The organism is Sanguibacteroides justesenii (assembly GCF_003204205.1).
Lineage (GTDB): Bacteria > Bacteroidota > Bacteroidia > Bacteroidales > Marinifilaceae > Gabonibacter > Gabonibacter massiliensis.
Genome location: NZ_QJPL01000006.1, coordinates 25,215 through 40,507, shown reverse-complemented (window position 1 = coordinate 40,507; position 15,293 = coordinate 25,215). Strand labels below are relative to the sequence as shown.

The following is a 15,293-nucleotide window of genomic DNA, read 5'->3' as shown; positions in this document are numbered from 1 at the left end:
TTTTATTCGTTAATTCATAAACATTCTCATTTTTCCTTTTTCATGTAATGAAGCCATGATGTCCATTTCCGGAGCAAATGTTCTCATATCGTCGAAAGTCATCTCTTTTATATTCTCATAATCCGAAGCGGCCATGGAACAAAGCCGGTATAGAATGGATTGTGTTTCGTAATGGGATACTTTTACACATCGTAAAGCCGCATTCAGTATCATATTTATGATGCCGTACTCGATAGAGACGAAGAGATCCTTTTCATGCAATCCGTTTTGCTGGAAAAAGATGGCTTGTGCAATCGGATAGGTGCCGGGAACCTTTTGATCAAATATGTCTTTTAACCATTGATTCATGAGAGGAGTTTCGGCGATCTGAATACTTATTTCCGCCATTTTTTTCCCCATTCGGGTAAGCATTAAGCGAGCTTCTTCATTCATTTTGCACCACATGATCTGTTGATCCGCCTCTTTTACGAGTGCGTAGTCGTTTTCGGCGGTTGCCCGAAAGGCGATGAGTGCAGCGATGGCATCGCTATATATGGTTTGTTGGACAGCCGTGCGCGTATATTGTTCGAGACTGTAAGCATCTGATACGATATTTTCAAAGGCAGCTGTTTCCAGTCCGTTGGAAAAAGAGAAGGTACCGACGGGAAATGCGGAGTCCGAAAATTCGAGAAGTCGCATCAACCTGGTAATTTCGTCAATCATAGTATTGAATTTTCAATGTAAAACTTCATGCGAATGACCTGTTTGTCCGTGTTCGTGATGATGATGTGGTATTTCTTGTGTACTTCCTCCGAAAAGTTGGCGAATTTCGTGAGGTGCGAGGAATGGAATCACCTCTTTACCCGGTTGGAATTCATAGGTGATGTCTTCGAAATGATGGGTATCCATAACACTGGTCATTACTTTTTTGTCTACCGTTAACGGTACGTATAATTTATCTTTTTTGACAATGGCCGGCCAGTGTTGGTTACCGATGGCGTGTCCTATTTCGATACATTTACGTATGATTTCTTCCGGTTTTTTCTGTGCTATTTTTTTCAATTCTATGACAAGGACAGGTTTGAGGTCGATTCGAATTACGACAGCGCTATTGCTTTCCGGGTTGTACTCCAGAACATCCCCGTTTTCAATTTGGGAGTGACGTTTCAGGGCGACTGCATATTCGGCATGGTCGCTTTTAGCGATAAAACGACTTTTTTGAGCTGTCCATTGGTCCAAATCGAGGTAGGTTATTGCGCTATTTTTGAGTTTTTCCGCCCAAGTAGGGTCGGATATCATGTTTCCGATAACTTCAGAGAATATTTGCATACGAATATAATTAGTAAAGAAGGTTGCCTTACGAGTTTTCGGACGGAAGACTTAAAGGCAACCTATCGATGAATTTAAATGTTAACTAAACCAATATAATTGTGCCAGCGGGAATTTCTTGGCGGTTGGGATGTAAGCACTTTTACCGTCCACAAGTACCTCGAACGTTTCCGGATTGATATCGATTTTAGGCATGTTCCCGTTGAGTACCATATGGGGTTTGCCGATTTGCCGGCAACCGTGCACGGGGTATACGATTCTTTGGAGTCCGTATTTTTCCTTGATACCCGCATCGTGGGAAGCTCGTGAAACGAATGAGATGCAGCTATTGGGCATAGCTGAACCGAAACTTCCGTACATCGGTCGGTAATACACCGGTTGAGGAGTCGGTAACGAGGCATTCGGATCTCCCATAATTGCCCAGTTAATCATACCTCCCTTGAGAACTAATTTGGGTTTGGTACCGAAGAATTGAGGCTCCCACAGTACGAGGTCGGCCATTTTTCCTTTCTCGATAGATCCTAAAATATCTGAGAATCCGTATGTGATAGCCGGATTGATGGTCAGCTTGGCTAAATAACGTAATACCCGGAAGTTGTCATTCTCTGCGGAATCTTCGCTGAGTTTACCTCTTACCTGTTTCATGTAGCTTGCCATCTGGAAGGCTCTCATGAAATTTTCTCCTACACGTCCCATTGCTTGCGAATCGGAAGAGATCATGGAGATTACGCCCAAATCGTGCAGCACGTTTTCGGCTGCTTGTGTTTCCGGACGAACACGGCTTTCCGCAAAAGATACGTCAGACGGAATCTTGGGGTTCAGATTATGACATACCATGATCATATCGAACAATTCGGCCTGTGAGTTGATACCGAACGGTAGTGTCGGGTTTGTTGAAGAGGGTAACACGTTGGCTAAGGAAGCTACTTTCAGCAAGTCCGGAGCATGTCCTCCTCCGGCTCCTTCCGTGTGATAGGTATGGATAGTTCTACCGTCGATAGCAGCGATCGTGTCTTCAACGAAGCCGCTTTCGTTTAAGGTATCGGTATGAATCGCGACTTGTACGTCGAACTCGTCAGCTACTCCCATGGTCTCCCGAATGGCGGCGGGTGTACTTCCCCAATCTTCGTGAATCTTGAAACCGCATGCTCCAGCTAACATCTGTTCGACTAATGGACGACGTACCGAACAGTTGCCTTTCCCGAGGAACCCGTAGTTTACGGGGAGCCCGTCAATGGCCTGTAGCATCCTTTTCATATTCCAGGTACCGGAAGTTATGGTTGTCCCGTTCGTTCCGTCTGTCGGACCGACACCACCGCCGACGAGGGTCGTAACTCCATTGCTCAAACAATGGTAAGCTTGCTGCGGAGCGATCATGTGTACGTGCCCGTCAATAGCAGCGGCTGTCAAAATAAGGTGCTCTCCCGAAATGGCGTCCGTGGCGGCTCCTGTAACCAATTCCGGGGTTACCCCTTGCATGATATTCGGATTCCCGGCTTTGCCGATTCCGGCGATTTTTCCGTCTTTGATGCCGACGTCGGCTTTGATGACTCCTAATTTCGGATCGATAATCGTTACATTGGTGATGACAAGATCAAGGGTTCCTCCTTCGGAAGTTAAGGTATTTGCCAGTCCCATGCCGTCGCGCAAGGTTTTTCCTCCCCCGTAGATCACTTCGTCCCCGTATACGCAGAGGTCTTTTTCGATTTCCACGTAGAGATCTGTATCGCCTAAACGGATTTTATCCCCTACGGTCGGGCCGTAAAGATCATTATATTGTTGTCTCGTTATCTGTGCCATATTACGTTATTTTTTGGGTTGTTTTTTTAGATTTGCTTCGGCGGTCGTTTCATCTATAACTTTGAAGCCTAACCTTCTGACATTTTCTGTCGCCTGCATTCTCCTCGGGTAATAAGTAGGAGCATCTTCACTTCCGGTATATCCTTGCACGAGTCCGTTAAAGCCTATCACGTATTGTTTACCGGAGTAAGCAACGACTTCTACCTCTTTTTCGTCTCCCGGTTCGAAACGAATGGCAGTCGTGGCAGGAATATTCAAATGGCATCCGAATGCAGCGGCCCGGTCGAATTCCAGATAACGGTTCACCTCGAAAAAATGAAAATGAGAGCCCACTTGAATAGGACGGTCTCCAGTATTACGAACAATTAATTTTGCCGTATATCTGCCTTCATTATACACGATGGGGTCAGTAGATAAGATTTCTCCTCCGACGGGAACATACTGTTTAGGTGTAAATCCCGGTGTAATCTCTTTAGGTGCGGGAGCACCCTTTTGTTTTTTATCCTCCATGATTTTCTACTTGATAGGTTGATGAATACTAACCAGACGGCTACCGTCGGTAAAAACCGCCTCTACCTGTATCAGAGAGATCATATCGGCAACTCCCTCCATTACATCGTCTTTCGTTAAAACTTTAGTGGAGTCGGTCATTACTTCCTCTAATGTTTTGCCTTCTCTTGCCCCCTCCAAAGCTGCTGAACTGATGTAGGCAACAGCTTCCGGATAATTCAATTTAAGCCCTTTTTCTTTACGCCGTTCGGCAATAGCTCCAAGTGATAATAGCATTAGCTTATCAATTTCTTTTGGCGTTAAATGCATACTCTTTTACTTTTAGTGAATAAAATTGATTAAAACTCTCTGATTCATGAAGTTTATACCTCAATGAACTCCACTGTTCATATACGCTTGGGATAAAGTCATGTTTCAAATATCATCAGAAATAATTATAAACATGATTCGGGTTTACGAGATCGTTGTTCGAACATTTAGGATTTGTATGCCGTATGAGTAGGGATAGTCAAATCAAAATTATGTGACATGAAGAAATTTATTTTCGTTCCGTTTCTGTTGTTTGTAGTAAGCGTGTTTGCCCAAAAAGAAAAGGTGGATACCGTATTGAATTTGCAAGAGGTTATTGTGACCGGATCGCGGGCTGAACGTCCATTGAGTCAGAGTCCGGGTCGTATTGATGTTATTACGCCGTTGGTATTGAGGCATAGTCCGGCCTTAAGTGTCGATGACATTCTTTCTATGCTTTCCGGGGTAAACACAACTCGTTCGAACGGTATGAGCACGATGCACACGAATGTCAGTGTCCGGGGATTGGCGGGGGATGAACAGGGACGGACTTTGGTATTGTTTGACGGAATTCCTATCAATACTTCTGACGAGGGGTCCGTGAACTGGAATAGTCTTCCAGTGGACAATATCGAGAGAATAGAGGTGTTCAAAGGCCCCGGCTCTTCTTTATACGGGAATAATGCAATGGGAGGAGTGATAAATATTATAAGTAAAAAAGCGGAACGTCCTTTTTTAGTGAATGCATCCGTGTCTTACGGCTCATTGGCAACCTGGCTTTATCGTTTGGGAATATCGAGCAAGATCAATGATCGGTTTTCACTCTTTGTCTCTGGGTATTACAATAGAAGTAGCGGATTTAATAACGTTCCGGACAGTTTGCGGACCGATCCTGATTACAGTGTAGCTCGCTTTATGAAAGAAGGAGGTTTTTACGGTAAGGTTTTATATACTCCTTCCGAATGGTTTAAAGTGGATGTATCCTATGATTTGTATAAAGATAAGCGTGGGGAAGGGGAAAAAATAAAGGCTCCTGACGGAGAGTATCGCCACTTTAATCATAACCGGTTTCAAGGGAGATTTTACGGGGGGGAGAAATCGTTCACCTATAATGTGGCTTTGTATTTCCAGAGACAAGACTATTTTAAGCTGGATGAGCGGATCACGAAAGATTCCTACCGGCGCTTTGATGTAAAATCGCACCGGGATGATTGGGGAGCTATCCTGCATGTGACTTTTTCCGGCAAGAACAATCATTTCAGCATAGGTGCGGAATATAAAAACGGAAGTGTCGATGGAGGAGATTATTACGTGACTTCTACGGATAAGGTACTGAATAGGGGTACCATGACTTTTCTTTCGGCTTTCGTGCAGGAAGAGCTTCAGTTTTTTAACAATAAATTCTGGTTGCAGGTAGCATTGCGTTACGATAACGCTTATTTTCACAAAGGACGATTTGAAGCGATAGGTGATAACGTGGCTGATTTTAACACGTATAACGGTAATCTGAAAAACAATCGTTGGGAGAATTTTTCTCCTCGTTTGGCTTTACGTTATAATCCGATGGAAAACCTCTCTGCTTATGTCTCTTACTCGAAAGGATTCAGAGCTTCTATCCTCGATGATTTATGCCGTTCCGGTTGGATGTGGGTCGGTCCGAAAATTGCCAATCCCGACCTGGGACCGGAAAAATTGGATAATTACGAAATCGGGGGAACATTCCGCTTTTTAGGAAATTTTTCTTTTTCTCCGTCGTTCTACTATGCCCGGGGAAAAGATTTTTTATACTATATCGCTACCGGAGAAAAAATGTGGGGGAAAAGAGATATTTATCAACGTCAGAATATATCCAAGGTTCACGTGAAAGGATTGGAGATGGATTTGAATTATTCCCTGCCGATAGGATTGCGAATGAATGTAAATTATTCCTATAATGAATCCAAGATAAAACAATTTGATGAAAAACCGGAGCTTAATGACAAGGTGTTGACGTATGCTCCCGAACATCAGGTTAAGGGTACCGTCATGTGGACCGGGCGGATCGTAAACGCAACGATTCGGGGGCGTTATAAAACCAAGCAATACACGACGGAGGACAATCTGTCTTCTATTCCCGGTTTTGCCGTTTGGGACGTGCAATTGTCGAAATGGTTTTTTGACCGTCGGATTTACGTGGGAGGAGAGGTTATGAATATTTTCAACAATCGCCATATGAATACGAAGGATTATATCTCGGCCGGAAGGCTTTTTAATGTTAAACTTGCTGTAAACCTGATGAGATGAATAGATTTGTGTATTTTTTCTGTTTTTGTTTGTTAATATCTTGTGGAGGAGTATCGAAAAAGAGCGGGAAAAAAGCGGTCCGTTCGTTCACGGATGCTTTGCAGCGTGAAGTTGAAGTACCGGATACTGTACGGAAAATCGTCTGTATTAGGGCTTCCGCTATACGTTTGGTGACCTATGCGGGCGGAGTGCCTTTTATTTGTGGAGTCGAAGAGCAGGAGACCAGAGACAATGAATTCACTCATCTTTTCGCTCATCCGGAATTGAGAGAAAAAGCGATCATCGGTCCCTCCATGGGCGGGGACCCCGAATTAATAATGGGGGTTCAACCGGATGTGATCTTTATGTCTACCACTACTGCCGGGGATGCCGACGATTTACAAAGACGTACCGGAATACCCGTATTTACCATCGAGTACGGGGATATAGGAAAAAGGCGGGATGTTTTTTATCATTCTCTTCGGTTGATCGGTAAGGTCCTCCGGACGGAAAACCAGGTCGATTCGTTGATACGTTTTGTAGATCGGCAGATTGAAGAACTCGGAAGAAGAACAAAAGAGACAGATAAATCTAAGCGCGTATACGTGGGAGCTATTTCTTACAAGGGACAAAAGGGGATTACCTCGACGGATCCCTATTATGCCGCGTTTGAATTCTTAGGAGTTGATAATGTCGCCTCCCGGATTGATTCGGCATATACCTCTCCCATTACCGGAACCTACATCGATTGGGAACAACTGGCGGAGTGGGATCCTGAAGTGATATTTCTGGATGTATCGGGTTGGCCTTTAGTACGGGAAGATTTTAACCGTCGGAAAGAATTGAATGAGCTGCTTACGGCATATAAGGAGAAACGGATCTATATGTTGTGGCCTTATAATAATAACCATACTAATTTTGAAGTGATGTTGATTAATGCCTGGTATGCTGGAAAGGTGCTTTTTCCCGACCGGTTTAAAGATATTTCCATTTCCGGCAAGGCAAATGAGATTTTAACCCGTTTCGTGGGAAAACCTGTGGGTACCGTTTTGCGTAAACATTGGGGAGATTATCAGAATATATTCGATAAAGAGCGATGAATCCAAATGTTTTGAAGCAATATAAAGGATACCGGAACAGGAATAAGAAATTTATCTTTTTCCTGTTTATTTTACTGATTCTCATCGGGGGAATATCTATGATTGCCGGGGCTCATCGGATAGGTTGGGAAGATATTGTAGCTTTACTACGGGGGGAAGGGACTTCGCTTAATCGGCAAATTTTGATTAATATCCGTTTACCGAGAATTTTGGCTGCTGTGATTACCGGGATTATACTTTCTATGTCGGGAGCGATCATGCAGATTTTACTGAGGAATCCGTTGGCATCCCCTTATACTTTGGGAATATCGAATGCGGCAGCTTTTGGAGCCTCTTTCGGAATCGTTTTTTTAGAGGCAGGTAGTGAAATTGCCCGTTCTTCGGATCTGTTTTTGATTAGCAATCCTTACACGATTACTTTTTCGGCTTTTTTAGGAAGCCTTTTGGGTTTAGCCATTATATTACTTTTGGCCCAAATAAAAAGGGCTTCCGTAGAGACCATTATTCTTTCGGGGGTCATTATCAACTCTCTGTTCGGAGCAGGTATCGCCGTGATGCAATATTTGGCGAATAATGTTCAACTGGCTTCTATCGTTTTTTGGAGTTTTGGAGATTTAGGACGGGGGGATTGGTATAAACTGATTTTCATGACAGCGGCTTTGATTCCTGCCCTTCTTTACTTTTATTTAAAGCGATGGGATTACAAAGTTTTGAGATCAGGGGATGATTATGCCCGAAGTATGGGGGTGCAGCCCCAAAAAATCCGGATTGTCGGATTAGTGGTCACGTCTCTATGTACGGCTGTCGCTGTTTCGTTTTTCGGTGTTATTGCTTTCGTGGGCCTTGTCGTCCCCCATATCGTGAGAAAGTGCATAGGCAATAACGAGGAGTTTCTGATCACCGGTTCTGCCGTATTCGGAGGTGTATTTCTATTGTTGTGTGACACGGTCGCCCGTACGATCATTTCTCCTGTTATTTTACCGGTCGGGATATTGACTTCATTTCTGGGGGTTCCTTTGTTTTTATTTCTATTAATCCGGAGGAGAACGTCATGCGAATAGAAACAAAGAATATATCGTTTCATTATAATGGCGTACGGGCTTTGAGGAATGTGACTTTCGACGTGGATTCGGGAGATATGATTGCTATTATAGGTCAGAACGGTTCGGGCAAGAGTACTTTGCTGAAATGCCTGAATGGAATATTAAAAGTGGATGAGGGCAAGATAGAGATAGGAGGGCGGTCTTTAGCTCGGATCTCTTCTCGTGAATTGTCCCGACTGATGGCCTATATTCCTCAGTCCGAAGAGATCACCATGGGAATAAATGTTTTTGATACCGTATTGTTGGGTAGGAAACCTTATATCAAGGGAAGACCCTCTTCCGGTGATCTGGAGATCGTTGCCGGTCTGCTTTCCCGTTTGGAACTGGAACCGATAGCGATGAGAAATATGGATACGTTGAGCGGCGGACAGCAACAACGTGTATTCATTGCCAGAGCCTTGGCACAACAGCCTTCCATTTTGTTGCTGGATGAACCGATCGCCAATCTGGATATTAATCACCAGATGAAAGTGATGAATCTTTTGCAACAACTCTCGGCAGAAGGAATAACAGTTGTCATTACCATTCACGATGTGAATATGGCCGCTCGTTTTTGTAATAAAGCGTTGATGTTGAAACGGGGGACTGTGTTCGCTTTTGGTCCAAAATCCGTGTATACGCCGAAGAACATTGAGAATCTGTATGATATTCAGGTTGAAGTACTCCATCATAAAGATTGTATTTGTATTATACCGCAAAATAGTTAATTATGTCGAATTTATTAATGTTTATACTTATGATTGTGTTACAACCGATTGGTTACGTGTCCAATAAATGCACGACGGATCAGGTTCCTGAGCAAATAAAACAGGAGGCTTCCGTCATCGAGATTCTTCCGGAATACGGGGATGGGTTAGATAAAATTGAAACTTGCCGTTACTTAGATATCGTTTTTTACTTTCATCAGAATCATGATATTCATCTAACGGGTAAAATCCGGACGGGAGAAACAAAGGGAGTATTTGCCAGTCGTTCGCCTAATCGTCCGAACCATCTGGGAATAACGACAGTAAAACTTATGAAACGTGAAGGGAATAGGCTGTATATAGAAGGAATAGATGCTTTAAACGGTTCTCCCGTGGTTGACATCAAATCTTGTGATACTTCTGTCTATGATCAGGAAAATATACATAAAACCATACGGGTTGATTCTCCCCGCATTGATATCGTTCGTAACATTATGAGTAATAATTTAAAGGAATTGCTTTTGCAATCGGCCCAATTACATGGACATATCTGTCCCGGATTAGCCCTCGGGGTTATGGGGGCCGCGAGAATCATGCAGCAGTTATATGATAGGCAGCAGGATACAGTTCGTTATACATTGACGGCCGGGATGGAGAATTGTTTGGTTGATGGATTTATGTTTGTCACGGGTTGCACGCCGGGAACACGCCGTTTCCGAACGGGAGATAAAAACGATATGTGTTTTTATTTGAGGGATGAATCCGGGAAAGGATGGAGGATAAAACTCAAAGAATCGAACCGGGATTACATGAAAAAGCATATTCCGGAGTCGTTCTCTCCCGCGGAAAAAGCTTTTGCTGTTTTTGAGCTTGATTTTGATAAACTTTTTGAAATAGAAGCGATTAATAATTGAAGATTGTAGATTGAGAGATTAAAGGATTAGGTGATTGAGAGATATAATGATTAAGGGATTAAAAAGATTGACGATTGTAGATTTAAGAAAATGCGTTCAATTTACAATTAGGAGATTCGAATTAAATCACGGAGATTAAAAGAGAACAAGATCCGAATTCAATAATTCAACTAAAAAGCGCTGCTGAAAAAATCGGCAGCGCTTTTTAAAACGGTTTTATTTCGATTATTTTACTTCCCAAGTATCGCCGCTATTCAGTAAATCGGTAACCGAACGAATATTGGATTTGGCTTTTACCTCTTCAATCTGAGCCTCCAAGGCATCGTTATACGTATCTCCTTCCACATCCCGGATAACACCTAAAGCGACAGGATATTCAGGAGCCTTCATATGTACCAGCATCCAATGAATAGAAGGATTCAAGGAATGGGCATCATGAACCAGAATATCAGCCTCTGTGATCCCGTTCTTACCGATCTCGACCACCTTCAATCCGGTGTTAGTCAACATAAGTCCCTTGTCCCGGTTTTTACCGAAGATCATCGGCTCGCCATGTCTTAAAATCAACTGACGATCTTCTTTGTTCTCCTTATCGGTGATAGCAGCATGAGCTCCATCAGCAAAAATCACGCAGTTTTGCAGTACCTCGATAACAGAAGTACCCTTATGCCGAACTCCGGCTTCGATTACCTCTGCCGTCAAATTGATATTCATATCCAACGAACGGGCAAAGAACTTGCCTTGTGCACCAATAACCAACTCTCCCGGATTAAACGGGGTTTCGATCGTTCCATAAGGAGAGGTCTTGGTTTTTGTTCCCAATTTGGTGGTCGGAGAATACTGACCTTTGGTCAATCCGTAAATTTCATTGTTAAAAACCAACGTGGTAATATCGATATTTCTACGAATAGAATGGATAAAGTGATTACCTCCGATAGCCAACGCATCACCGTCACCGGAGACTTGCAGGATATTAACGTTCGGATTAGCACTTTTTGCACCTGAAGCAATAGCAGCTGCACGTCCATGAATCGTATGGAACCCGAACGTATTCATATAATAGGGAAAACGGGAAGAACAACCGATACCGGATATGACAGCCCACGATTCTTTCGGATATCCCAATTCTGCCATCGCCTTTTGCACGGCATTAATAATTCCGTGGTCACCACAACCCGGACACCACCGGATTTCCTGATTACTCTTAAAATCTTTTGCTGTATATTGTGCCATGATTATTTCGATAATAATTCAAATACTTTTTCTTTTAACTCTGTCACTGTAAAGGGTAATCCGGCTACTTTATTGTATTGGTAATAGGTAAAGTGAGGATATTTACCCCGTAAATATTGTGCGAACTGTCCCAAGTTCAATTCACAAACCAATATTTTCTTAAACTTGGACAATACCTCTTCCGTGTTTTTAGGAAGCGGATTGATGTAATTGAAATGAGCCAAACTGACGTCCTTACCCTCTTTTCTTAACTCGTTGACCGTGGACAAGAGGTGTCCGTATGTTCCACCCCAACCGACAATCAACAATTCTCCCCCGTTTTGGTTTCCAATAATCTCTTGATTAGGAATATAATCGGCAATTTTAGCTACTTTGGCAGCACGTAAATCCGTCATTACCTGATGGTTCTCCGGAACGTAACTGATCTCTCCGGTTATATTTACTTTTTCCAAACCGCCGATTCGGTGTTCCAATCCTTTTGTTCCCGGAACAGCCCATGTCCTGGCCAAAGTTTCCGGATCGCGCGCGTACGGCTTGTAGTCGTCACCTTCCTTGGCCAATCTCGGGGTGATCGAAGGATAGGTGTTCAGGTCTGGAATTCTCCATGGCTGAGCGCCATTTCCCAAATAACCGTCCGTTAACAGAACGACTGGAGTCATATGTTCAATAGCTATTTTACCTGCCATGAAAGCAAAATCAAAACAATTTCCAGGAGTACTGGCAGCTACAACAGGCATGGGACTTTCCCCGTTTCTTCCGTAAAGAGCTTGCAATAAATCGGATTGTTCCGTCTTCGTGGGCAGACCCGTAGAAGGACCTCCTCGCTGTACATCAACAATAACCAAAGGTAATTCAGCCATCACGGCCAAACCGGCAGCCTCACTTTTTAAAGCCAAACCGGGACCGGAGGTCGTCGTCACGGCAAAATTCCCGACGTAACTCGCTCCGATTGACGTACAAATACCGGCGATCTCATCCTCTGCCTGATATGTTTTAGCGCCTAAATCCCTTCTTAATGCCAACTCCTGAAGGATATCGGTAGCCGGAGTGATAGGATAAGAGCCACAGAACAACGGAAGTCCGGCTTTTTCTGCTGCAGCTAAAAGTCCCCAAGCTGTTGCCTTATTACCGGTAATTGTCCGATAACGGCCTTTTTCAATCTCGGCGGGAGCCACGTTAAAATGAGTTGCCAAAGCATGTACGTTTCCGGCATAATTGAATCCGGCTTCCAATACTTTTTTATTGGCAGCGGCAATTTCCGGTTTTTTACCGAACTTCTGGTTAATAAAAGCAACCGTATGTTCCACGGAACGGTCGAACATCCAATAGATCATACCCAACGCAAACATGTTTTTACATTTCACGATAGATTTCTGATCTAAGCCGCTATCTTTCAGCGTCTCTTCGGTCAGGGTGGTTACCTTGACCGGAACAACATTATAATCTTGTAAAAGAGCATCTTCCAACGGATTTATCTGGTAACCCGCCTTCTCGATGTTCTTTTCGTTAAACGCATCCAAATTCACGATGATCGTGGCTCCTTTTTTAGCCCAGCGTAAATTGGCTTTCAAGGCGGCCGGATTCATGGCAACCAACACATCGGCAAAATCCCCGGGAGTCTTTACCGGATTATCTCCGATATGTACCTGAAAGCCGGAAACTCCTCCAACAGTTCCTTGCGGAGCGCGAATTTCAGCTGGATAATCAGGAAACGTCGATACACCGTTTCCAAATAAAGCGGCAGCATCTGAGAATTGCTGGCCAGTTAATTGCATCCCGTCTCCCGAATCTCCGGAGAAACGAATGACAATATTACTCTTTTCGATAACTTTTGTCTTTTCACCCATGACTTAGTTACTTATATTTATTTATTACATTAAAAAAATACACGTTTAACTCCACATTTTATGTTGTAAAACATGCGTAAAGGTAGCCAATACTTATATCTAAACAAGTTTGTATCAGGATTTTTTTCTCGTGAGATATGATATTGACAATCAATTATAAACTTGTTGAAAAACATGTTTTTCAGCAGAAATAAAATAAAAACAATCTAAACAAGGACAGCTTTCACGTCATTTTTCCTATCGTTTCTTGTTTCGATTAAACATTTTCGCCCCCCTTTGTTCTTACAATATAAAACAAATACATCCCTTGAACAGTATAAATAAAATCCAGTGTCTCGTTATCCGGACCGGATACACTATGCCAATTCTGAAGACACGGGTTAAATCAAATGATAATCCGTTACGGATAGAAATCCGTATCCTTTAACTTGAAAACGATTGTTGAGAAATGGAGACAAGTGATAAAATAAAAGCTATAAAACAAAAGGCAACGCTTCAACGTCTACACGTTCGCGAAGTGATACAAGAATTTCGTCATGACGGATCTTTGCAAAAAGAGAAAGCCTTTATCCAGGACATATAATCACTAAATTAAAATTAAGCAAAAATGGAAAAGAAAAGATTGACGTCAGAAAACGGTCGTCCGATAGCGGATAACCAAAACATTCAAACTGCCGGCCCGCGGGGTCCGGTTATGTTACAGGATCCATGGTACATTGAAAAACTAGCACACTTCGACCGCGAGGTAATTCCCGAACGGCGAATGCATGCAAAAGGTTCCGGAGCGTACGGAACTTTTACCGTTACGCACGATATTACCCGGTATACCCGAGCCTCGATCTTTGCCGAAATAGGTAAAAAAACAGATTGCTTCGTCCGGTTCTCAACCGTAGCCGGCGAACGGGGTGCGGCCGATGCAGAACGAGATCTCCGGGGATTTGCCATGAAATTTTACACGGACGAAGGCAACTGGGATTTGGTCGGAAACAATACGCCCGTCTTTTTTATGCGCGATCCGTTAAAATTTCCCGACCTGAACCACGCCATTAAACGGGACCCGCGCACCAACATGCGCAGTGTCAACAATAATTGGGATTTCTGGACCCTATTACCCGAAGCGTTACATCAGGTAACGATCACCATGAGTGACCGAGGTATTCCCGCCTCCTACCGTCACATGCATGGTTTCAGCAGTCATACCTATAGTTTTTACGACAAAAATAACAAACGAACATGGGTAAAATTTCACCTGCAAACATTACAGGGTATAAAAAACTTGACCGATGCGGAAGCAGAGGCTATCGTAGCTAAAGACAGGGAATCGCATCAGAGAGATCTGTTCGAGGCTATCGAACAGGGTCGTTTCCCGCGCTGGAAAATGCAGGTACAGCTGATGACCGAAGAAGAAGCAAATACCTATGCGATCAATCCGTTTGACCTGACAAAGGTGTGGTATCACAAAGATTTTCCTTTACATGACGTGGGCATTCTGGAGCTAAACCGCAATCCGGAAAATTATTACGCCGAAGTAGAGCAATCGGCGTTCAATCCGATGAATATAGTAGAGGGTATCGGTTTCTCTCCGGACAAAATGCTACAGGGACGTCTGTTCTCTTACGGAGATGCCCAACGTTATCGTTTGGGTGTAAATTATAACGAAATTCCTGTGAATAAGCCGCGTTGTCCTTTCCATGCTTTCCACCGCGACGGCATGATGCGGACGGACGGCAATTATGGCGGTGCGAAAGGTTATGAACCCAATAGTTACGGCGAGTGGCAGGACGATCCCACCAAAAAGGAACCGCCCCTGAAATTGACAGGAGACATATTTAACTACGACGAACGCGAATACGACGACGACTATTTCACTCAGCCCGGATTGCTGTTCAGGTTGATGACACCGGAGCAACAACTGGTTTTATTCGAAAATACGGCTCGGGCAATGGGAGATGCGGAACTGTTCATTAAACAACGCCACGTACGTAACTGCTCTTATGCTGACGAAAGGTATGGTCGCGGCGTAGCCAAAGCTCTCGGAATCTCTTTCGACGAAGCGATGATAGCTGAGGATCCGGCGCATCCGGCATGGGACCCGAGGAATAAATAACTGCCGCTTTCAGGAAGGTAATCTTGAGTTACCTTCTTGTTTGTCACGTTCCCATTTCTTCTGAATTACCGCTATGACTCCCTCTTCCACGTAACCCTATCTAACGTTTTTTACGTATCTTTGTGTAATTAACTT

At 43.6% G+C, this 15,293-nt stretch carries 14 protein-coding genes; 7 read left to right on the top strand and 7 right to left on the bottom strand.

Features of this window, described 5'->3' with window-relative positions:
- Positions 1–9: 9 nt before the first annotated feature.
- From DMB45_RS10565 to DMB45_RS10545, 5 genes are all read right to left on the bottom strand, one after another.
- Positions 10–702, bottom strand: a complete 693-nt coding sequence (locus DMB45_RS10565; protein WP_041504202.1) for an urease accessory protein UreF — start codon at positions 700–702, stop codon at positions 10–12.
- 12 nt (positions 703–714) lie between these two features.
- Positions 715–1,308, bottom strand: coding sequence for an urease accessory protein UreE (ureE, locus tag DMB45_RS10560; RefSeq protein WP_041504203.1), 594 nt, complete (start codon positions 1,306–1,308; stop codon positions 715–717).
- Between the two features lie 81 nt (positions 1,309–1,389).
- On the bottom strand, positions 1,390–3,108 hold the full coding sequence (locus tag DMB45_RS10555; protein ID WP_041504204.1) for an urease subunit alpha: 1,719 nt from the start codon (positions 3,106–3,108) through the stop codon (positions 1,390–1,392).
- 6 nt (positions 3,109–3,114) lie between these two features.
- Positions 3,115–3,618 carry an urease subunit beta gene (locus tag DMB45_RS15120; protein ID WP_041504205.1) on the bottom strand — a complete coding sequence of 168 codons (504 nt, stop codon included), beginning with the start codon at positions 3,616–3,618 and terminating at the stop codon, positions 3,115–3,117.
- A gap of 6 nt (positions 3,619–3,624) precedes the next feature.
- Positions 3,625–3,927 (bottom strand): urease subunit gamma, encoded by a 303-nt coding sequence (locus tag DMB45_RS10545; RefSeq protein ID WP_041504206.1) that lies wholly within the window; start codon positions 3,925–3,927, stop codon positions 3,625–3,627.
- 219 nt (positions 3,928–4,146) lie between these two features.
- Here DMB45_RS10545 and DMB45_RS10540 point away from each other — a divergent pair, with 219 nt between their 5' ends.
- The 5 genes from DMB45_RS10540 to tsaA are packed head-to-tail and all read left to right on the top strand — an operon-like array spanning position 4,147 to position 9,971.
- Complete coding sequence (locus DMB45_RS10540; RefSeq protein ID WP_041504207.1) at positions 4,147–6,189, top strand: TonB-dependent receptor plug domain-containing protein; 2,043 nt, start codon at positions 4,147–4,149, stop codon at positions 6,187–6,189.
- On the top strand, positions 6,186–7,268 hold the full coding sequence (locus DMB45_RS10535; RefSeq protein ID WP_041504208.1) for an ABC transporter substrate-binding protein: 1,083 nt from the start codon (positions 6,186–6,188) through the stop codon (positions 7,266–7,268). The genes DMB45_RS10540 and DMB45_RS10535 overlap by 4 nt, the downstream gene beginning before the upstream one ends.
- Entirely contained in the window at positions 7,265–8,329 is a 1,065-nt protein-coding gene (locus tag DMB45_RS10530; RefSeq protein ID WP_041504209.1) for a FecCD family ABC transporter permease, read from the top strand. Before DMB45_RS10535 ends, DMB45_RS10530 begins: the two co-directional genes overlap by 4 nt.
- Positions 8,320–9,078 (top strand): ABC transporter ATP-binding protein, encoded by a 759-nt coding sequence (locus DMB45_RS10525; protein ID WP_041504210.1) that lies wholly within the window; start codon positions 8,320–8,322, stop codon positions 9,076–9,078. The genes DMB45_RS10530 and DMB45_RS10525 overlap by 10 nt, the downstream gene beginning before the upstream one ends.
- A gap of 2 nt (positions 9,079–9,080) precedes the next feature.
- Positions 9,081–9,971: a tRNA (N6-threonylcarbamoyladenosine(37)-N6)-methyltransferase TrmO gene (gene tsaA / locus DMB45_RS10520; protein ID WP_052634787.1), complete on the top strand. Its 891-nt coding sequence runs from the start codon at positions 9,081–9,083 to the stop codon at positions 9,969–9,971.
- A gap of 225 nt (positions 9,972–10,196) precedes the next feature.
- Here the strand turns inward: tsaA and DMB45_RS10515 are convergent, their stop codons facing one another.
- Both DMB45_RS10515 and DMB45_RS10510 read right to left on the bottom strand, forming a co-directional pair.
- Positions 10,197–11,204, bottom strand: coding sequence for a 2-oxoacid:ferredoxin oxidoreductase subunit beta (locus tag DMB45_RS10515; protein WP_041504211.1), 1,008 nt, complete (start codon positions 11,202–11,204; stop codon positions 10,197–10,199).
- Positions 11,205–11,206: 2 nt separating this feature from the next.
- Positions 11,207–13,051: a 2-oxoacid:acceptor oxidoreductase subunit alpha gene (locus tag DMB45_RS10510; protein WP_041504212.1), complete on the bottom strand. Its 1,845-nt coding sequence runs from the start codon at positions 13,049–13,051 to the stop codon at positions 11,207–11,209.
- Between the two features lie 448 nt (positions 13,052–13,499).
- Here DMB45_RS10510 and DMB45_RS15010 point away from each other — a divergent pair, with 448 nt between their 5' ends.
- Together DMB45_RS15010 and DMB45_RS10505 are read left to right on the top strand one after the other, a co-directional pair.
- Positions 13,500–13,634, top strand: a complete 135-nt coding sequence (locus DMB45_RS15010) for a hypothetical protein (RefSeq protein ID WP_262509237.1) — start codon at positions 13,500–13,502, stop codon at positions 13,632–13,634.
- 24 nt (positions 13,635–13,658) lie between these two features.
- A complete protein-coding gene (locus tag DMB45_RS10505; RefSeq protein ID WP_041504213.1) occupies positions 13,659–15,158 on the top strand; it encodes a catalase in 1,500 nt (499 codons plus the stop codon).
- Positions 15,159–15,293: the final 135 nt, after the last annotated feature.